The sequence below is a fragment of the Methanocella sp. genome, assembly GCF_035506375.1.
GTDB lineage: Archaea > Halobacteriota > Methanocellia > Methanocellales > Methanocellaceae > Methanocella.
In genome coordinates this window covers 1-21,868 of the sequence record NZ_DATJPM010000086.1, presented here as the reverse complement: position 1 = coordinate 21,868, position 21,868 = coordinate 1, and the positions used below count along the sequence as shown (strand labels likewise).

The following is a 21,868-nucleotide window of genomic DNA, read 5'->3' as shown; positions in this document are numbered from 1 at the left end:
GAACAATTCTATTTATTTAATATTAAAGATAGACCAAAAAGTATAATATGACTAATCGTTAACTAAGTTACAGACAGTTTGAAAAAAATACCATTTAAATATTAAAACGGGGGGCATGTGTTAGGTGACTGTCTTGACAAACCGATCCATGAATCCCCAGAGATTATTCGCTAGCTTTATTATAATTGCTTCCTTCTTATTAACACTGTACATATCAACGAACCCGGTCGCGTATGCGGCAACGCCTCCGATACCATCCAGCACGCATCCGTATTTGTTTTTCCATTCGATCTCGGAACTACCCGGCTATCAGAATAATAAGACCGAGCCATGGGCGTCCTGGGAATACCTGATTACCGTGGACGCAAACAAGGCGTCGAGCTACAATTGGGCCGGCAATATCGGTACCTATAACGATATTAATTCGCGCGGCGAGTTGGCGGCCGAATGCGCACTGGCGTATTACATCAAAGGTGACGCGAAATACAAGACGGCGGCTATTAACGCCCTGCTGAACATGAACGTGGGCGATAAGAACAACCACTATACGCTGGGTATGGGCACGGCGAACTGGGCTCTGGCCTATGACCTGATGCAGCCTTATCTCACGTCGGCCCAGGACACGCAGGTCCGGGACCTGCTGGCGAGAAATGCTAACGATGCGTGGGTGGACGCGAACTATCTCTCCAGCAATCCGGGCGTGCTCGATCCCACCTATGTCACCTTCTGGGATGGGCAGGGCCGGTGCTATCCCGGCATCGGAATGGCAGCATTGGTGCTCGCCGATTATACGAACCCGAACAATATCGCGCTCACCGCAGGCCTGGACCGCTGGTGGGCCGCCGGAACGTCTGACTACTTCGTGAAGGATAGCTTCCATACGTGCGAGGGCAGCCGCCCGATCATAGACTACGGCATGGATTCTACCGGCGTCGATTTTACGGGCTCCTACCAGTCCTATGTTCTCGCATCCCAGATCAAGTTCGCGCAGGCTTACTCGCACGCCTATGGCCACAGTATCTACCAGGACTATCCCAAGCTGCAGGCTTACCATTACGCGGACCTATGGCTATCGACGCCAATCGGCAATGGCCCGGGATATAGCACCAGCGGAAGCGAGTTCCCCAACTATTTCGCCTTGACGGCAAACCTCGCGACGGGGACGAATAAGAACGACATGATCTGGTTCTCCAACGTGAAGGGTGTCAACTGGTATAGCCGGGATTCGACAAAAAACCTCTGGCAGGACACGCTCGCGGAGTGCGATATGTCCTATATGTGGCTCTACATGGTCTACGGCAACTATGCGTCCACGGCTTCTACGGCACCGGCCTATACGTCACACTTGAATGACCAGTCCCTCCTCCAGGTTTTCCGCAACAACTGGGATAATACTGCGACCTGGCTGGAACAATTGACCAAGACTAAGTATCTGAATAATAGCGAAAACTCCCGGGAATACAATCACCAGGACCAGATGAGCTTCGAATACATGGACCGGGGCGATTACCTGCTGGGCGATGGCCAGGAGAATAAATACTTCGGCAATGCGCAGTACGGCATAAACAGCCAGTATCATAACGTGCTCGTCTTTGAAAACCCGGGCAGCCCATGGCCGGTCTCCTCGTTCGCCAACAGCCGCGTCCGGGGGGCGGATAAGTCCCATGCTATCACCGACCTTACCACTCTGTCCACGTCATGGATGAACGCGACCATATCCAGAGCGAATGTGTCCGCGGTCGAGGACGACGGTGCCAGCTATCTGGCCCTCTCGAAGAACATCACGTGGGAGCGGGATATCCTGTTCCCCGGCGATTATTTCCTCATCGTCGATCGGGCGAACTCTTCATCGCAGTGGGGCTATGACGCCCAGTTCCGGCCGGTCACTCAGGACATTCCGGTGTACAGCGACGAGAGTAGTAACACCTGCAGCAATGACAATGTGACCCTGTATCTGAACAACGCCCAGTATAACTGGAAGTCGCTCGCCTACAAGACCCCGACGGACACCGGGATCACCGCGAGCAGCATGAACTGGAGCGGCAAGAGCGTCTTCGGGTCGGTCGTCACGGCACATATCTATACAGTCCCTGCATCGAGCGTGACGGTCACAAAATATGTGGGCAGGATCCACGATTATAGCTCCGCAGGCGAAGTCTACTCGCCGGTCGTCCTGTTCAAGCAACCGGCCTCGAATACCCTGTACCGCGTGACGGCACTGTACTCGAACTATGCGAGCGAAACTCAGGGGAGCGCGAGCACGATATCCGTATCCGGTACGGGCAACGCGCTGAGCGTCAGGTATGGCGGGTATGTCGACTATGCTTATACTGGCAGCGGGACCAGCACGTTCGGCCAGTTCACGACGAACGCGGATACGGCGTACGTGAGGACCTATGGCTCGCCGATCCAGTATACGCTCATCAACGGCTCGAGCCTGTCATCCTCGGGTTCCCCGCTGGCCTCCGTATCGAAATCCGTGAACTATCTAGCGGTCCAGCAGAACGGGAACGTCAATCTGAAGGTAAAAGGCACGGGCTCTGGGGATATTAGCATATACCAGGTCGATACGTCGGGCTCAATCCAGGTGTTAAGGGACGGTCAGACGTATACGAACTGGGTCAAGGGTAGTAACTTTATAACGATCACGACGGACCTGGGCGGGCACGAGTTCACGATCATACCCGCGAATGTGTCGCCGATACCGACTCCGACGCCGACTCCGACCGCGACGCCCACGCCAACGGCCACGCCAACGGCCACGGCGACCCCGACGGCGACTCCGAAGCCCTCGACTACGGCGACCCCGACAGCTACGGCGACCCCGTCACCCGGCAATAGCTCGGGCACTTTCTACCTTTCGAAAGGATGGAACCTCATATCCATACCTTATGTTATCCAAAATAACCGGATAACGGATCTAATTCCTGCAAGTGTCCTCAGCCACGTCGAAAATATTTGGGGCTGGGATGAGTCCTCGCAGAACTGGGTATATTATAGTCCTGATTCGAATGACTTCTTCTATAACTATTACCCGGCATTGAACCGGCTCAACACGGGCAAGGCTTACTGGATATCGGTGGATTCGGACCAATCCTTCACGGTCTCCGGGCAGATTCCCGGCTATGCGCCGAACAGCCCTGTTACTCTAGTGAGCGGCTGGAACTTTGTGGGCCCGACGGGGATGTCCGCCGCTACGCCAAATGCGATGTATCCTAATGCAATATGTGTGTGGAGCTGGGATGATTCGACACAGAGCTGGCGATATTACTCGTCGGATACCAACGATGACTTCAACAAATACTTCCCGGCTATCACTTCGATCGAGCCCGGTAGCGGTTATTGGGTAGCTATCCCATAATAATGGAGAGGGATATGAAAATGCAGCCATCAAAAATATTGATAATCGGATTTACAATCGTATTGTTCGCAGGAATAATTTCGTTACCTTCGATAGCGGCGGGCCCGACACCGCCTCCAGTACCAACCCCAACTCCACCGCCCAGTAGTGGCGGAGGCGGCGGCAGTAGCGGTGGTGGCTCGGCGCCGGTCTTCCAATCCTATACGATACCTTTGAAGTCCAGCGACGGCACCATCATCGGTAACATCACGGGGCGGAGCGCCATTACGATCATACTCCGGGCGGTCAACACGACCGTGCTCGATGGAATGAATTACACAGTGACCATGGACGCGGATATGGGCCAGAGGCCGCCCGACGATGCCACGCTTGACATGAACATCCGGGCACCGAACCGGTCGGGACTTCCCCGTGGCATGGACAGCCCGCTCGTCCTGGGCGTGGTGGACATTTCCCGGCATTCTTCTTATGGGTGGAACGTGAAGTCCGATACCGTTAAATTGACCTTCACGGTGCCCGACTCGTCGGCCAGTGATGCGGGAACGATTTATTACATCGTCCGGTATGACGGCTCCAGCTATCACATCCAGGCAGCGACCCTTAAAGCTAGCGATGCGGACACGAAGACCTTTGAGGTATTTCCCTCATCCGAGACAGGCCTGTTCACTGTCATAAAGGTCAGCTCCTCCCCGGCCACGCCGACGCCCGTTGTGACTCCTACGACCCTTCCGACCTCGACCTCGACCCCGACTCCGATCCCCACTACGGAAACGTCGAGCCCCTTAAGCCCATATCTTTTCCTGGTCGGCATTATCGTCTGCGTGATCGTGGCCATCCTGGCGGTCATAGTTATTATTAAGCTGGCGAAATAAGTCAACTTTTCGCTTTTTATACTAAACCTATCGCCTGGCGCTGGAGAATTCATATATAATGGATTCGTTATACCTTACTATCCGGCCGTATCGTCCAGGGTAACTCAAGTGCTCAATTATGAATAACCTCCTAAAGATAATCTTCATTGTAGCAGTCGTCCTTCTGGCCATGATCTTGCTGGGACATTCCTTCCTTTCCACGAATACGGGCCCGTCACCTACGCCTATACCTTCTATATCGCCGTCACTATCCCCTTCGATACCGTCTTCAATATCACAGTCGCCCCTGCCGACTGGCTCGCCATCTTCACGAATACATCCCTATCTCTTCTTTCAAGATATTACGAAGGTTGACGGATATAGTCGACAGGACGAGGCTCCCTATAGCGATTACCTGTATTACATCCGGTTGGAAGCGAATCAAGCGCTTGAATTGGACTTTACAAGAAATATCGGTATATATAACGACTGGAGCAGCCGCGGCCAGTATGCGGCTTCCTGCGCAGTGATGTGGTACGTGACACAGGACCCGCGATATAATGCGAAGGCGCTCTCGATCCTCAAGAACATGGACGTGGGCGATGAGCCCAATCACTATATATGGGCCATGGCCGCCGGCTCGTATGCCATTGCCTATGATCTGATGCAACCTTATCTCGGTTCGGATGATGCCATGGTGCGGGATAAGCTGGCCACGTTGACGGATAAAGCGTACCAGGATACGAACAGCGTCGGCGATGACTACGTATCGTTCTGGGACGCCCACGGCAGGGACTATCCCGCGATCGGGATCGCCGGCCTTGCGCTGGACGGCTATACGAATCCCAACCATCTGCCGCTGAAAAGCAATGTCACCGTCTGGAAAGCATGCGGGGACGTTTATTTCTACGAGTCCGATGCCTCTCATACGAATGGTGGCCGGCCGATATACTCTTATGGCTATACCCTGGATGGTACGGACTTCCTGGGCTCCTATAAGGACTATGTCGTGGGCTGGGAGATCGCCTATGCCCAGGCCTACACGCATTATTACGGCGTGAGCCTGTTCCAGGTATATCCCCAGGCACAGGCATATTTTACGAATGAGCTCTGGAATTCGCTGCCCATAAAGTACGGGACGGACTATTCGACGAGCGGCTGCGAGTATGCGCAATATTACGATTGTATCGCCAACCTGGTCGACCCGGTGAACCGGTCATACGTGCTGAACTTCTACGATGCGGAGCAGGCGAACGTGAAAAAAGACCTATTGCCGAAAGCGCACTGGCTGGGCCAGGTAGACCCTATTACGGCGTTCTTGACCCGGAAAGACTACTCGGATTATCCGCGCTCGCCGCCGCCCTACACCTCGCGTATCGGCGATGATCAATTGTATCAGGTGTTCCGCTCTTCATGGGATGCGAACAGCTCATGGATGGGTGTTGTCACAAAAAGCCCACAGGTAAAGGATTCCGAAGCTTCGCGCGAGTATAACCACCAGGACCAGCTCGCCTTTGAATGGTACTCGCGAGGCGCGATCCTGATGGCTGACGGGGGCGAGAATAAGCGCTGGGGTGAGGCCCAGTATGGTCTCACCGAGTTTTATCATAACGGCATGTCGCTCGAAAATCCCTGGTCGGCATGGCCGAACTCGAAATATGGCAATATGCCGAGCCGTGGCGTGTGGAAGAGCGGAGCCCTCGCAACGACCGCTGTCATCGAGTCCGGCTGGATGAACGCGACGCTGAGCAGAACGAATGTGACGCAGGTTAACAATGATGACCAGTCTCCTCTCAACATAGCCTCGCGGGTTTCATGGGAGCGTGATGTATTGTTCCCGGATGGGGACTATTTCCTCGTCTTCGACCGACTGGATAGTAACGATGCCTGGGGCTTTGATAACATCTTCCGGCCGAGCACTCAGGACACGCAGGACTCGACGAACTCGTGCAAGCCGATCAATATCACATTATACCTCGACGGCCAATTGTACGATTGGGCTTCGCTGGAGTATAAGTCCCCGGTGAATGTCGGGTCGCTGAACGTAGTACAGTGGGATACGAAGAATGTCTTTGGCGAGGAGGTGACTGGCCACCTTTTCACCGTGCCCGAGAGCCCCGTTACGATAATGAAAATGGTGGGTCGGACAGCCGGCTACGATGAGCGTGCCGAGGATTATGTGCCCGTCCTGGTGTTCAGGCCGCAGGCCGGTCAAAGCCTGTATCGGGTGACGGCGCTCTACGCGAATTATCGCGGCGAAGCCCCGTTGAACGCGAGCGACGTGCCGGTTTCAGGTAATGGTAATGCGCTGATGATACTTGGGCCTGATTTTGCCGATCATGCCTATTCGGGAACGGGCACCAGCACATTCGGCCCGTTCACGACGGATGCAGATACGGTATACGTAAAAACAAGCGCCGACCCGATCGAATATACTATGTTAAATGGGAAATATATCGATTATCAAAGCAGTCCGATGGTCGCCTTTACGGATCCGGTCATTTATTTCACATTGAAGAATACCGGGAAAAATATCCTCATCGCGATGGATAGCGAGAATGCGAACACGATGGCTTTACGCTTCCCGAATAAAGGAGATAAATACGTTGTTCGCATCGATGGCCGGGATAGATACGACTGGAAAGCCGATGTTGACATGCTGGAGCTGCAGGTCGATAGCGGAAAGCACACCATCGAAATTAATGAGATCTAATTTACTTTATATGATTTAATGATAATATTTACATCGTTAATCGATGTAAATAATTTGTTCTGTTTGCCTATTCCCTGAATATGGCCATATAATATTAATATAATAAATAATACTGATTTTTATCTCCAAATTAAATCATATATTTAATTAATGTCCATTTATTTGAAATTTAACGAAAAAATATATAGCACATGTTCCATTCATAAAATAATCGGTAAAGTAACGACTTGGGGCATATACAATGGAGATTATATATGTATCGAAAGTTCAATACGGCAATAATTTTGCTGGTTTTATTACTTGGGCAATTCATGACCTTTACTACCGTCGCCTCAAGTATCACGGTTGATGAAAATAATCCAGTAAATTTACTAACGAACAGCACTGATACGGTTAATTCAAATACACTTCAGACTGTATTGGCGAATACCCATCCTTACCTGTACTTCCACAATATTTCTGAAGTCCCAGGCTATAAGAATAATAAGACCGAGCCATGGGCATCCTGGGAGTACCTGATCATCGCCGATGCCAATACGGCGTCCGGCTACAACTGGGCCGGTAACATCAGCGGATCCAATGACATCAACTCCCGGGGAGAACTCGCCGCCGAATGCGCATTGGCGTATTACATCAAAGGTGACGCGAAATACAAGACGGCGGCTATAAACGCCCTGCTGAACATGAACGTGGGCGATAAGAACAACCACTATACGCTGGGAATGGGTGTTCCCGGCTGGGCCTTCGCCTACGATCTGATGCAGCCCTACCTTACGTCTGCCCAGGACACACAGGTCCGGGACCTACTGGCGAAGTACGCGAGCGATGCATGGGTAGATGCCAATTCGGTGTCCGGCACACTCGATAAGACCTATGTCACCTTCTGGGATGGACAAGGCCGCTGCTATCCGGGGATCGGTGTGGCGGGATTGGTGCTCGCCGATTATACAAACCCGAACAATATCACGCTCACCGCCGGGCTGGACCGATGGATCGCCGCAGGCACGACGGATTTCTTCGTGCACGATAGCTACCACACGTGTGAAAACAGCCGGCCCATCATCGACTATGCAATGGACTCGACCGGAGTCGATTTTAGCAATTCCTACCAATCCTATGCGATGGCTACAATGATAAAATACGCACAGGCCTACTCGCATACGTACGGCCATTCGATCTTCGACGACTATCCTAAGCTGAAACAATACTTTATGTATGATCTCTGGTCTTCACTGCCGATCGGCTATACGTCTTCCTATAGCACCGGCGGTAACGAGTTCCCGAACTTCTATGGGGATATCGCGAACCTGGCCTCGGGCACGGACAAGAACAACATGATCTGGTATAATAATACCAAGAGTAACCAGTGGTCCGGAAGGGATGTCCAATCGAACATCTGGGCGGATACCCTCGGGGAGAGCGAGTTATCCTACTTATGGGGCTACCTGTTCTATGGGAACTATAAGAATGTTACTGCAACAGTACCGAATTACACTTCCGTGTTAAACGATCAGTCTCAGCTCCAGGTATTCCGCAATGGGTGGGATAACAATGCCACCTGGTTACTCCAGACGACCAAGACGAAATACCTCAACTCAAGCGAGCTATCCCGGGAGTTCAATCACCAGGATCAGATGAACTTTGAATATTTTGACCGGGGCGAGCAGCTCATTGCCGATGGCCAGGAGAATAAGCACTTCGGTGACGCCCAGTACGGCATCTACAGTCTGTACCATAATGTCCTCGTATTCGAGAATCCGACCCCGTGGCCGGTATCATCCTTCGGAGGCAGCTCGGTGCGGGGCGCCTTCAAGTCGAAGGCCATCGCAGACGTTAATACCATATCGACGGCCTGGATGAACGCGACCCTTTCGAAGGCGCCTATCTCGGCGGTCGAGGATGACAACGTCGGCTCCATTGCGCTCACGACGAACATTACCTGGGAGCGGGACATAATGTTTCCAGGCAGCTATTTCATCATTGCGGACCGGGCCTCCAGCGCGCAGCCCTGGGGCTACGACGCGCAGTTCCGGCCCGTATCACAGGATCGGCCAGAAAGTACCAGTACGGCCGCGAACGATAACGTGACGCTTCTCTTGAACGGGGCCGCCTATGACTGGAACTCCCTGGCATACAAGAGCCCTGCCAATACGGGCGTGACCACCAGTGCCATGGACTGGTACGGTAAGAGCGTCTTCGGTAAGGTCGTCACGGGCCACCTCTATACCGTTCCGGCTTCCCCGGTAACGGTGACCAAGTACGTCGGCCGGCTACACGCCTATGCCGATATGGGCGAGGTATACCAGCCGGTCGTCCAGTTCAAGCAGGCTGCGGCCAACAACCTCTACCGTGTGACCGCCCTATCGTCGACGTACGCGGGCGAGACTCCCCTCAAGACTTCCACCGTGGCAGTCACAGGCACGGGCAACGCCATGTCGATCGTCAACGGCAGCATCACGGATTACGCCTACACAGGAAAGGGCATGAGCAGCTTTGCCGGGATAACCACTGACGCGGATACGCTCTATGTCCATGGCGGCTCTGCCGAATTTACAGCCATCAATGCCACCGCGCTGTCATTTAACGACGTTACGGCCATGGCAAGTAATGCCCGACTGGACTATATGACAATTAAGCAGGATTCCTCGGGCGCATCAGCCGTGATAAAGGCCGGCTCTACCAGCAGCGTAACTATCCGAATGTCCGCGGGGACATATAATGTAAGCATGGATGGAGTAGCCATTCCCTCGACGCAGAGCGGTAACAACGTGACGTTTACGGCAGCGGGCGGAAAGCACCAGTACGTCATATCCGGTCCTGGGACGCCCGTTATAACGGCGACCCCGACACCAACGATCGCTCCGTCCGCCACGCCAATACCCACAGTAACGCCGATACCGACCTCCACGCCGACGCCGACGCCTCAGCCGACCGTTACTCCGACTCTAACACCCGCGCCGACCTCCACGCCGACGCCGACGCCTCGGCCAACTACTACTCCGACTGCGACGCCTGTGCCGACGGCCATCCCGACGGCGACGCCGACGCCCGGAACACCCGGCTATCCAACCGATGGGCTGGTGTTCTACTATAATTTCATGCACGATTCGGGCGACGTCATCGTAGACGAGTCGGCCAACCACTTTAACGCCGTAAACCACGGAAGTACCAGGGTACGCGAAGGAAACGTGTACCGCAGAGATTTCGATGCCGCGAGCTCCAATTATCTCGTGGCCGGCGACAATGGCGTTAATAAGGATTGGACCGCGGTCGTGCTGTTCAAAGTCTCGAACACGAACGGCCGCAAGTTCTTGATATCCGGGAACAGCGGCTCTGGCATCGAGCGCTGCCCCCTGGGCGTTGTCTCGAACAGCCTGGAAGTGTTCGACAGCGACCTCTACGGTAAGGCTACGTTCACCGCCGGCCAGCTGATCCTGGGCTCATCCACGCAGAACGATACGGGTACATACCTGTACGTGAATAAAAGCCTTGATAGCAGCAACGGTAATACGCTAGACGTCAGCGGGCAGCTGGATATCGGGAGTATGGGCGGCACTTTCAACTTCGACGGAAGCATGTACGCCGTATACTTCTATAACCGCTCATTGAGCGCTAAGGAGATCAGCAGTATCTATGAATGGGAAATGAATCGATTGAGTTCGCCTGCGGCAACGCCCACCGTTACCCCTACGGCGACGCCGACCGTAACGCCGACTGCGACGCCCGTGCCAACCGTCACTCCGACGCCGACGCCCGTGCCGACGGCCACGGCGACTCCGACAGCGACGCCTGTGCCGACGGTTACGCCTACGGCGACGCCGACCGTAACGCCGACTGCGACGCCTGTGCCGTCTGTCACGCCGACGCCGACCCCTGTACCGGGATCGAATGCCGGTCTTGTAACGGAAACGATTCCATCGAGCATGGTCCAGGGCGAGAGTTACAATGTCTCCATAACACTGAATAACACAGGGACGACAACATGGTCCTCGAGCGGAGGCTTTGTATTATTGGGCTCGAGCGATGCCGGCTTGTTCGGCACTGCGAAAGTCAACATGTCGCCCGTTATCACGGTGTTGCCCGGACAGAAATACGTCTGGAATCTGACCCTGAAAACCCCATTAACGACGGGTAACTATACCGTCGTATACCGGATGGCGAAGGGCAATACGACCTTCGGCGATGCATTAAGCCAGAAGATTACCGTCACCGGGGCAGCGCCTAACGCAAAGATCGTCTATAGCTCGATGCCACGGTACATGCTCTCAGGCCGCTCTTATACCGTCTCGGTGACGATGCTGAATAATGGCAATTTGCCGTGGTCCGAAAATTCGGGCATCCGGCTGGGCGGTAATGACGATACTGCGTACTTCGGGAACACCCGTTTCACCCTTCCTGCCGGCGTCGTAGTTCTCCCGGGCCAACAATATACCTGGAGTTTTACCATTAAGGCACCGGCTACCGGGGTATACAATCCGGCTTACCGGATGGTCTGGGACGGGCATGCCTGGTTCGGCGAGACACTAAGCAAGACGGTTCTCGTCTTTTAATATAATCGTAAGCCGGGGGTCCCCCCGGCGGCCTTTTTTTAACCTTCTAAGCCGAATTACTCTCCCGATCAGATAATTACATTTATTAATATACCGGATATAATGGACTATTGAAATAGCCCGGGAACTTATGCCATTACGAATCAGGCACTTTTACAGGAAGGCCGTCATTTACGGCATACTACTCGTGGCCAGTTTCGCCCTGATCTTCGCCCTTGCATATGCAGGCGCTGGCTGGGGTGTGATCCTGCTCATTTTCGGCACTATTATCGCGTGCGGGATATGCTTTTACCTATTATTCGATCCAGTCGCGGCCTTGATATTCCATGCGAGCCCGCTGAGCGTTGCGGACGCCCATCGCGTCGTCGAGATCGTTGATAATCTCCGAAAGAACATTGGACTGAAACAGCCCGGGCTCGCCGTGATCCACGACTCGAGCTCGGACATCTTTACCTGCGGCCCGACCCGGGACCATACGACTATATTCTTCACATCGGGATCGATGACGACGTTTAACGATGCGGAGATTGAAACTATCTTAAAGCACGAGATCGAAAAGATCGACGAGGGGGGTTCCATTGTTTACACTCTGGCCATGGCGGCCTATTCCTTGCTGGCGAAGCTTATCGGTCGATCACAGTCCTATCGACGCAAGGCCATTCCACGGGGTATGGCGGAAAATTGCGGAAAGATCAGGATCGCCGATATGATGGACGTGCCCTTCGTGGTCCGGCTCATGATCGCCCACGATATGTATAATTATTTCAACTTGCATGACCTGAGCCGTTTGGCCCGAGAACGGTCTTCCTTCTTCCTTATAGTTTACGATGAGGATGAGCCTGCGGGATTTATCGTCGGCGAGATCGATGGTAAGCTGTTCCGACGTAGAGGGCACATCGCCAAGCTCATCGTCGATGAAGAACATCGAAAAAAAGGCCTGGGTACATGTCTTGTGGAAGCGTTCATAGATCGAACACGGGATTACGGATGTGATCAATGCCACATTGAAGTGAGGATGGATAACCCCGTGGCCATATCCCTTTATGAGCGATCAGGGTTTAAAAAGGAGCGCACTATCACAAAATATTATCCGGATGGGACGGACTGCCTCATTTTGGTGAAAAACCTCGTGATAATATAGGGATCATCTTTTTATAAGATTAATAGAAATACTGGATAGCATCCCGTAGCCGAAATCCGATAATTTGCCGACGGCGTCCAGTTTTTTAACGTGGTAATAGGGCATCAGCTTCGGGTTGAACTTTGACTTGAACACGTTCAGCCGTTTCATATCTCCGCCCCAATTCTCGTAGCACTTATACCCCTCAGATTTCGCCGCTTTTATTTTTTCCCACTCAAGATATTCATTCACTTTTAAATCCCGGTTTATAACGTTATCGCCGCACCATCCCATGTACAATCCCTTATACATACAATCTATTGTCATCCCGAGAACTTCGCTGCCCCGGTAAAGGAAGTATAATTTAATATTGTCGGGGAATAGGGCAATCAATTCCTTTAAAAACCCGGAGTCCTGGCGACGGAAGAACGTTTTACCATGAGCCTTGAGGCTTTCCCCCATGTTAGAGTAAAAAGTGTCCACATCGGAAGTCTGCATGATCGTCAGATCATATTTTTCGCAAGACCGGATATTTTTTTTACAATCCGACTCGAAATCGTTCCACATATCATCGAGAGGCCGGTCCAGGTCAATGAGGTAAGTATAGAGAAGCTGGGTATTATAACCGTCCCAGATCATAGGCCGAATATCGTTCATGTCCGGGACGAAGGTGATCGATACGTAGTTGGGCGCGAGCCTTTTAAGCTCCCGGCTAACGTCGTTCCATGCCAGGTCGAGGTAGGACTCCTTCTTGCGCTGCCTTACGGTCGCGTAAATATCCCCCATGACGAGGCCCATGTAAGGGGTATACGTCAGCGTTCCCGGGGGCGGAGAATAGACAAGCTTTATTCCCCCCTTTTTTTTATAGAATAACGGGAGCACGCCTATTAAAGTACTACCTTTAAAAATACCATATGTCAGGAGATCGTAACCGATATACTTCTCGATGGTCTTCAGATAATCCCAGCGATGGAATAGCATACCATACGGGCTCTCCTCGATGAACCCGTCCCACTGGCCCTTATCGGATATGATCTCGATGGTCATTCGCAATTCACGCCTTTTTAGACATCTTTTCCATGATATAGCTCGTCGTCCTATACAAGATATTTTTCTTAATGATATAAAAATACGGTATAAGGGAAGGGTTGAACTTCGCCTTGAAATCGTTCAATCGTTTCTCGTCCGCGCCCAGGTTCTCATATCTTTTCTTTCCCGCATCCTTGGCGCCCTTGATGATCTCCCAGAGCATGTACTCGTTCGCGTTCAGGTTTTCCTTCATGACCGCCGTGCCCATCCAGGACATGCATAGATCCTTATATTCGCAATTCACGTCGGCGCCTATCAGCTCGTCGCCGCTATAGATGAAATACATCTTAATTTCATCTGGAAAGGTCGATAATAATTCTTTTAGGTACTCAGGCGTTTGCCGGTGGAAGAACGTATCCCCTTGATCCGCAAAGCGTTCCCGCATAATCCGGAAGAGCGTTCCCGAATCGTCCGATCGGATCACGGACGGTCGTAGTTTTTCCGCAGCCTCGATCCTTTTTCGGCAATTCCGGTCGAACTCTTCCCATATGGCCTCCAAAGGCCTTTCCAGATCGATCACATAGGTGTATTGGAGCAGTGCCTCATATCCGTTCCAGATATATGGCCTCGAATCCACATCGCCCGGTACCGTCGCGTAGGAAACGTAATTCGCCGACAGGCCCCGGAGCACCTGGTCCATCTCGCTTATCATGGAGCAAAGCCCGCTCTCCTTTTCATGCTGGTTCAAATGATAATAGGTCGGGCTAAACGCAAAACCCATATACGGTATATAAGATAGTGTCGTCTGCGGGGGAGAATAGACAAAATTCATGCCTTTTCTTTTTTTATGGAAAATAGGCAGGACACTGATTAGTTCATCACGCCGATAAAAGCCATAGGCGTACACCTTATATCCGGTATATTTTTCTGCGATCTTCAGAAAGTCCCATTTATGGAACAGTAGGCTATTGGGGCTCTCGTCGATGAACTTATCCCATAAGGATTTATTCCCTATCGGCTCGATTGAAATGTTATGGTTCATCTTTTATTCCCCATGATCGCTTTAGGTACGTTCGCAACCCGGGAGACCGCATTGTAGCTCAACTCCACTGTCCTGTATAGTCCGTCTTTTTTTACCACATAAAAGCAGGGCTCCAGTGTTGGGTTGAACTTCGACTTAAAGTTATTCAGACGCTTATCGATCGTGCCGTAGTTCTCAAAAGTCCTATATCCCTCTGATTTAGCCTTCTTGATCATTTCCCAATAAAAGAACTCGTTCACGTTCAGGTCTTTTTGCATGGCGACGTTACCTATCCAGGAGATATAGTGCTTCTTATGGCCCGCGTTCATCTTAACGCCGACCACCTCATCGCCGTTATAGAAAAAGTAGAGCTTGATATTATCCGGGAACGCGGCAAGGAGCTCCTTCAAATACGCCGGGTCCTGGCGATGATAGAACGTCGGGCCGTCCCGGGTGAGGTTCTTCTTCAGTATCTCGCAGAATCTGCCCACGTCCTCCGACTCATTGAATGTTAGCGGAAATTTCATGCATTCGTTGATGTTTTTCTTACAATCGCGGTCGAAACCATCCCATATCTCCTTCAAAGGCCGGGTCAGGTCGAGGATGTAGGTATATTGCTGGTCGGTCTCGTAGGCGTCCCATACGAATGGCCGGACATCTTTAAGGCCAGGATTCATTCCAATACAGATATAATTGGTCGCCATTCTCCTCAGGCCGGTATCCACCTCGCGCAGGGCCCGCCCCATCAAATCGGCCCGCTCGGATAGCTTTAGCCTTTCAAATTCCGGGCACATGGAAAATCCCAGATACGGGACGTTCGCCATATTGATCGCCGGGGGGGAAAGCATCATTTTAAGGCCGCCCCGGAGGCTCAGATAAAACGGGATGACACTGAGGAGCTCATTTCCATCGAAAATGCCAAATGGGTAGAGCTTGTAACGCACGTACTTTTCGACGATCTTCAGGAAATCCCAGCGGTGGAAGATCGTGCCATGGGGACTCCTCTCGATGAACGCATCCCAGGTGCTCTTATCGCCTATCAGCTCTATTTTCATCTTATCGCGCCCCCCATGGTTTTAAAATCGAACGAGCTTCTCCAGCTTACGATTGGCATATTTGGCGGTTTTATATATTATATCTTTTTTAGTAATATTAAAACACGGCACAAGGTCCGGGTTGAATTTCGTCTTCGCGAAGTTCAGCCGTTTTTCGTCGGCGCCGGCATTCTCCAACGACTCGTATCCCTCCTGTTTTGCCGCTTTTATGATCTCCCAGAGCATGTAATCGTTCGCGTTAAAGCCGTTATCCGTAGTCGTATTTCCCATCCATCCGATGCACCGCTTTTTAAATCCGCAGACCAGGTTGGCGCCGATCAGCGCGTCTCCGTCATAGAGGAAAAACAGCTTGACGTTATCCGGAAATGCCCTGAGGATCTCCTCGATGTACGCGGGGCTTTGTCGGTCATAGAACGTCCCGCCGAGCTTTTTTAGGCCCTCCCGCATGAGCTCGACGAATTTGTATGCGTCGTACGATCGCCGCATGACCAGGGGATATTTCGCGGCCGCCCTGATGTCCTTCCGGCAATACCTATCGATGCCTTCCCATATACTTATAAGCGGCGGTTTCAGGTCAATGATATACGTATACATGAGATCGGCGTCGCAGTCGTTCCGGAGAAAAGGCCGGACGTCGCGGATCCCGGGCACCAGGCCGATCGTCATGTAATTCGGGGAGATCTTCATGACCTCGTCCCGGAACTCTTTTACGATCTGGCTCCAGCACTCTTCTCTCTCAAACCCTCCCAGCCTCCCGAACAGTGGACTGGTGGCAAAGCCGAGGTAGGGGATATTCACGCTCGACGTCGGCGGCGGGGAATAGATCAATTTAAGCCCGATACTCTTCGTGTAGAAGACGGGTATGACACTGATCAAATCCTCCCCCCGATAAACGCCATAACGGAACAGCTGGTAACCCGTGTATTTCTCGAGGATCCGCAGGAATTCCCACTTATGGAATAGCGTGCCATCCGCGCTCTCATCGATGAACCCGTCCCAGCGGGCCGGATCATCGATCAGTTCCACAGGCATCCGTCTCAACCATCCCGTCGGGCTTTCTTCACGTTTTCACCGAGTTCCGATAAAATTTTTCCGCGATGCCGCCGATTAGATCTTTTTTCGTGATCGAAAAGTTATACACGAGGGAGGCATTGAGTTTTGATCCCAGGATACTGGACATCTTTAGGCTCGCTCCGGGTATTTCCAGCGTACACAGGCCTTTAGCCTTATTCACCTTAATATACTCCCAGGCCATATACCCGCTATACTGCAAGCCGGCACCGGCATTCCATATCCAGAGAACGAATCGGTCCTTATACCGATAGTTTACGGCCATATCCACAATCTGATCGCCGTCGTAAAGGTAGTCTATCCGTATATTATCGGGAAATGCTGCAGCGGCGTCCTTAAGAAACGCGGGGATCGCGATCGGCGGGGCCTCGCCCTGCCTTCCGTACAGGTCACGCATGGTCCGAAATGCGACATCGAAGTCCGGCTCTGGCCGGATCGACAGCCTCCGATTCTCCGCAGCCCGGATCAATTGTTTGAGTTCCCCATCCATTCCTTCCTCGATCATTTCCAGGGGCCGATTCAGGTCGATCGCATACGTATAGTGCATCTGGACGTCGTAGCCGTTCCATTTATAAGGCCGCATATCCACGAAACCGTTGACCGTAGATATGTGCACGAACTTCGCGGGGATCTTTTTTATCTCTGCCTCCATATCATCAAGTATGCTATTGATATAGGTCTCTTTCCGGCGCTGTTTGAGCTTATCATAAACGGGCCCCATGGCGAAGCCCAGATCAGTGACCGGAAGGCCGGGGGGAGGAGAAAAAGCCATTTTTATGCCGAGGGAGCTCTTCACGAATAGAGGAAACTGGCAAGAAAGCTCTTCCTTCCGGTATATCCCATAGGTAAAAAGCTCACATCCGGAGTACTTTTCCATGATCTTAAGGAAATCCCATTTATGGAATAATGTACCATACGGGCTGGTCTCGATGGACCTATCCCACAGATCCTTATCTTCTATCCGCTTAACCTCCATCTTTTTATCCCTCGCAAATAATTTCCCGCGCAAGTATTTATGGATTCGTATTATACCATAGTCATCAATTTTATTTTCGAACGTTCGTTTTAATCGTGATTGGAAAAACCGAGTACTAGCCATTTCCACCGTAAGACCAGGTAAATGATCACGACATCCACGATGGCGAACGTGGCGATCAAGGCTATTCCGACTCCCAGGATACCGTATATCGGGGTGAGCCAGTACGAGAGGCCGAGTAGCAGAACCATGATCAACAGGTTCATCAGGATGAGGGTCTTAACGCGCATATGAATGTTGAGCAGCGGCTGGAATAACGTATAGAGGGCAAATACAAGGCTCGACAGCACGACGGCCCGTAATAGGTCGGTGCCGGCCATATAGCTACTTCCAAAGAAGCCCAGTATCTGCGGGCCGAATATCCAGAAAAAAAGGATCCCGGGCACGAGCAGCAGGACCATGGCCGTTCCCGACCTTTTTATGTTCTTCCGGAGGTTCTCCCCGTAGACACCTTCCACGAAAAATGATACGCTGAGGGCAATGGGGATCTGGAGTATAAAGTTGCCCACGGTGAAAGCGATGTAGAAAATGCCCGCGTCCGCCCTGCCGCACTGGTTTAAGACAATGATGGGCAACGCCTGGAACGAAGCGCTATAGAGGATGTTCGCGATATAGTTACCGAATGAAAAATTGAATGACTTTTTTAGGAATTCTCTATCGATCCTGGGCTTGAAGGGGATGAAATATCTCGTCAGGAGCGTAAATACAATGGCGTACGTTATGAAATAGCCGACGAAATTCGCTCCGATGATGCCCAGGCTGCCGAACATCGCCAGCACCAGGAGGGCGGGTATGGTGGAGACCTGGAGGGCATTCTGTAAAAAGGTATACTTCGCGTGCCTTAGGGCAATGAATGTGTTCGACGTGATCAGGCCGATGGCACTAATGACCGCGAACAGGATAAAAATGATCGCGTAAGGTATCTCCTTTATGAACACGAGCTCGGGTGAAATATACTGGACGAAGATCACGTACAGGAGCGCCAGGGTGAAGGCCGCGCCCATCGTCAGGAAGAGACAAGTATAGAAGGCCTTGGACTTATCGTAGGACCGCAGGAAACGGACGAGGGAGATCTCAAAACCGAACGTGGAAAAGCCTACGATCAGGGTCGCGCCGGAAATGAGTGCCGTCGCTATGCCGATGTCCCGGACATCGTAAAAATGCGCGGCCAGTATCCAGAACACGAAGCCGGTAATGACTACCAGGCCCTTATTTATGAGCATGAAGAACGAGTTCTTGAACAGCGGATCATCCATGTATCGTCTTATGCTTATCATGTCCATCCTGGATGAAAATGCCATTCTTATCACTGTTAGTTATCGTTCGAGATATTTAACAGTTATTTGGCGATAAAAAAACATGTTTTTTTAATCGTCTTATTGGTAAAACAAATGTATTACCTATATATCTTATATGTTTTAGATTTGGATTTAAATACATAAAATAAATTTAATATTAATAAAAAAATTCATAACAATCTGACCGATTAATTTTTAGTGTATGCAAATATACGCCATAATTTTTTCTTATCCATAAATTTATTAATAGTCAGGGATTATAAAGTAAATGACAATATTGTCATCGACTGGCTATCAACCTAAGTGATAAAAATTTTTTATGCCGTAAGGCCATTTGGGTCGATATATCGGACCGTTGCATTATTAATTAATTGGGGGACACATGATAAAATTCAGGCAAGCGAGTATTGTAATCCTTATTCTTATACTGATCATCGCATTTTCGACACCGCCGGGTATTACGGCGAGCGGCCAGTCGAGGGCCGCGGAAGCGCATCATACTTATATTATTACTTTTAAGAATCCCCCAAACATCCAGAATGATCTCCTTGCCGCGACTCAATATTATCTAAAAAACCTGGCTACCGGAAAAAAATACCGTGACGTCGACTCCATGCACGGCCAGCTCAAGTATGATTATAAAGTGATCAATGCCGTTGCCATCGAGCTTCCCGATAGCGAAGCGAATGTGCTCATGGCACGGGATGATATCCAGAGCGTCGTGCCCGACATGGTGGCCTATGCGGACCTTGAGGACGTTGTGGGCAAGATTAATGCCACTGGTGCCTGGTCGACCGGGTCGGGATATACCGGCCGTGGCGTGAACGTTAGCGTCATCGACTCAGGCATCGATATCACCCATCCGGATCTGCAGGGAAAGGTGATCAAGTGGCACGACTTCTTGAATAATCGTTCTACCCCCTATGACGATTGGGGCCATGGGACCCACGTAGCAGGAATTATCGCGGGTTCTGGCGAAGCCTCGAATGGGACCTATACGGGTGTAGCTCCGGGCGCTAACCTCTTCGGGGCGAAGATCCTGGATACGTCGGGCACGGCCGCTTATAGCGATATTATCGCGGCGATCGATTGGTCCGTTCAGAATCATGCCGACGTCATATCGATATCGCTATCGAATCCGACACACTACCAGCCCATGGATGATGCGGTCCATAGTGCCGTCGCGAACGGGGTCATCGTGGTCTGTTCGGCTGGCAACCTGGGGCCGTCGTCGGGGACGATCAAATGTCCATCTGATTCGCCGGACGCCATAACCGTTGGCTCGGTAGATAAGTACGATAGTCTGTCCTCATTTAGCTCCCGGGGTCCGACCTGGGATGGCCGGGTTAAGCCGGACCTTGTCGCCGTCGGAGAAAATGTGATCTCGGCCCGGGCTTCGGGTACAAGCCTGGGGAGCTCGATCGATCAGTATTATACGGCACTGACCGGCACGAGCATGTCCTGCCCTGAAGTGAGTGCCGCCTGCGCCATCCTATTAGAAGCAGACCCGGGCTTAACGCCTATTGAAGTGAAGAACGCTCTCCTGGGCACGACCGATCATATAGACACCTATTATCCGAATAATGAAAGTGGCTGGGGTCGGCTTAATGTCGGTGCGGCATTGGCAGAAGTCCTATCGGGTACGATAAGTGCGCCAGTCCCGCACACGTCGCCTACGCCTACTCCGACTCCGACTCCGACTGCTACGCCTACTCCGACTCCGACTCCGACTGTTACGCCGACTCCGACTGTTACGCCTACTCCGACTGTTACGCCTACTCCGACTGCTACGCCTACTCCGACTCCGACTCCGACTCCGACTGCTACGCCTACGCCTACGCCTTCTCCGTCGCCTGGGGGCTATCCGGTTGATGGGTTAGTGTTTTATTATGATTTTGCGCATGATTCGGGTAGTCTTGTGGTGGATGAGTCGCCGAATCATAATAATGCGGTGAATTTTGGTTCTGATCGGGTGTTCGATGGTAATGTGTATCGGAGGGATTTCAGGGCTGCTGATTCGGATTATTTAGTGGTCGGGGATCTTGGTACTTTTTCGAATTGGACGACGGTCGTGTTGTTTAAGCCGGGGAGTGTGAGTGGTCGTCAGTTCTTGGTCACGGGTAATTCGGGTTCGAGTGTTGAGCGTTGTCCGCTGGATGTGCTTTCGGATAGTTTGGAAGTGTTCGATAGTGGTATTTATGGTAAGGGTGCGTTCAGTGCCAATCAGTTGGTGCTGGGTGCTTCTTCGCGTAATAAGTCGGGCACGTATTTGTATTTGAATAAGAGTTTGGATGGGAGTGCTTCGAGTAAGTTGAATGTTACCGGGCAGATCAATATTGGCAGTATGGGTGGTTCGTTTAACTTTAATGGAAGTATTTATGCGGTGTATTTCTATAGTCGGTCTTTGAATGCTTCGGAGATCAGTAGTATTTATGATTGGGAGGTTGGTAGGTTGAGTGGTGCTGTAGCTACGCCTACTCCGACTCCGACTCCGACTCCGACTCCTACTCCGACTCCGACTCCGACTCCGACTCCTACTCCGACTGCTACGCCTACTCCGACTGCTACGCCTACTCCGACTGCTACGCCTACTCCGACTGCTACGCCTACTCCGACTCCGACTCCGACTCCGACTGCTACGCCTACGCCTACGCCTACGCCTACTCCGACTCCGACTCCGACTGCTACGCCTACTCCGACTCCGACTCCGACTGCTACGCCTACGCCTACGCCTTCTCCGTCGCCTGGGGGCTATCCGGTTGA

At 51.8% G+C, this 21,868-nt stretch carries 12 protein-coding genes; 6 read left to right on the top strand and 6 right to left on the bottom strand.

What is annotated here, in order from left to right; translation table 11 throughout:
* Positions 1 to 133: 133 nt before the first annotated feature.
* The 5 genes from VMC84_RS11955 to VMC84_RS11935 all read left to right on the top strand — a co-directional run bounded on the left by VMC84_RS11955 (position 134) and on the right by VMC84_RS11935 (position 12,616).
* Positions 134 to 3,361, top strand: coding sequence for a hypothetical protein (locus VMC84_RS11955; RefSeq protein WP_325380948.1), 3,228 nt, complete (start codon positions 134 to 136; stop codon positions 3,359 to 3,361).
* Positions 3,362 to 3,375: 14 nt separating this feature from the next.
* Positions 3,376 to 4,233: a hypothetical protein gene (locus tag VMC84_RS11950; protein ID WP_325380946.1), complete on the top strand. Its 858-nt coding sequence runs from the start codon at positions 3,376 to 3,378 to the stop codon at positions 4,231 to 4,233.
* Positions 4,234 to 4,642: 409 nt separating this feature from the next.
* Positions 4,643 to 6,925: a hypothetical protein gene (locus VMC84_RS11945; protein WP_325380944.1), complete on the top strand. Its 2,283-nt coding sequence runs from the start codon at positions 4,643 to 4,645 to the stop codon at positions 6,923 to 6,925.
* Between the two features lie 419 nt (positions 6,926 to 7,344).
* Positions 7,345 to 11,475: an NBR1-Ig-like domain-containing protein gene (locus VMC84_RS11940; RefSeq protein WP_325380942.1), complete on the top strand. Its 4,131-nt coding sequence runs from the start codon at positions 7,345 to 7,347 to the stop codon at positions 11,473 to 11,475.
* A 130-nt stretch (positions 11,476 to 11,605) separates the two neighbouring features.
* A complete protein-coding gene (locus VMC84_RS11935; protein ID WP_325380940.1) occupies positions 11,606 to 12,616 on the top strand; it encodes a GNAT family N-acetyltransferase in 1,011 nt (336 codons plus the stop codon).
* A gap of 3 nt (positions 12,617 to 12,619) precedes the next feature.
* Here VMC84_RS11935 and VMC84_RS11930 read toward each other — a convergent pair whose 3' ends face one another.
* The 6 genes from VMC84_RS11930 to VMC84_RS11905 form a co-directional block, all read right to left on the bottom strand.
* Entirely contained in the window at positions 12,620 to 13,642 is a 1,023-nt protein-coding gene (locus tag VMC84_RS11930; RefSeq protein ID WP_325380938.1) for a GNAT family N-acetyltransferase, read from the bottom strand.
* Positions 13,643 to 13,649: 7 nt separating this feature from the next.
* Positions 13,650 to 14,666, bottom strand: a complete 1,017-nt coding sequence (locus VMC84_RS11925; RefSeq protein ID WP_325380936.1) for a GNAT family N-acetyltransferase — start codon at positions 14,664 to 14,666, stop codon at positions 13,650 to 13,652.
* The gene (locus VMC84_RS11920; protein WP_325380934.1) at positions 14,663 to 15,700 is read right to left on the bottom strand and encodes a GNAT family N-acetyltransferase; all 1,038 of its coding nucleotides are present in this window, start codon (positions 15,698 to 15,700) and stop codon (positions 14,663 to 14,665) included. Before VMC84_RS11920 ends, VMC84_RS11925 begins: the two co-directional genes overlap by 4 nt.
* 21 nt (positions 15,701 to 15,721) lie before the next feature.
* Positions 15,722 to 16,732: a GNAT family N-acetyltransferase gene (locus VMC84_RS11915; RefSeq protein ID WP_325380932.1), complete on the bottom strand. Its 1,011-nt coding sequence runs from the start codon at positions 16,730 to 16,732 to the stop codon at positions 15,722 to 15,724.
* Positions 16,733 to 16,760: 28 nt separating this feature from the next.
* On the bottom strand, positions 16,761 to 17,747 hold the full coding sequence (locus VMC84_RS11910; RefSeq protein WP_325380930.1) for a GNAT family N-acetyltransferase: 987 nt from the start codon (positions 17,745 to 17,747) through the stop codon (positions 16,761 to 16,763).
* Positions 17,748 to 17,836: 89 nt separating this feature from the next.
* Entirely contained in the window at positions 17,837 to 19,108 is a 1,272-nt protein-coding gene (locus VMC84_RS11905) for a lipopolysaccharide biosynthesis protein (protein ID WP_325380928.1), read from the bottom strand.
* A gap of 379 nt (positions 19,109 to 19,487) precedes the next feature.
* Here VMC84_RS11905 and VMC84_RS11900 point away from each other — a divergent pair.
* Positions 19,488 to 21,868, top strand: a 2,381-nt coding sequence (locus VMC84_RS11900; RefSeq protein WP_325380926.1) for a S8 family serine peptidase, incomplete at its 3' end; no start/stop codon positions are given.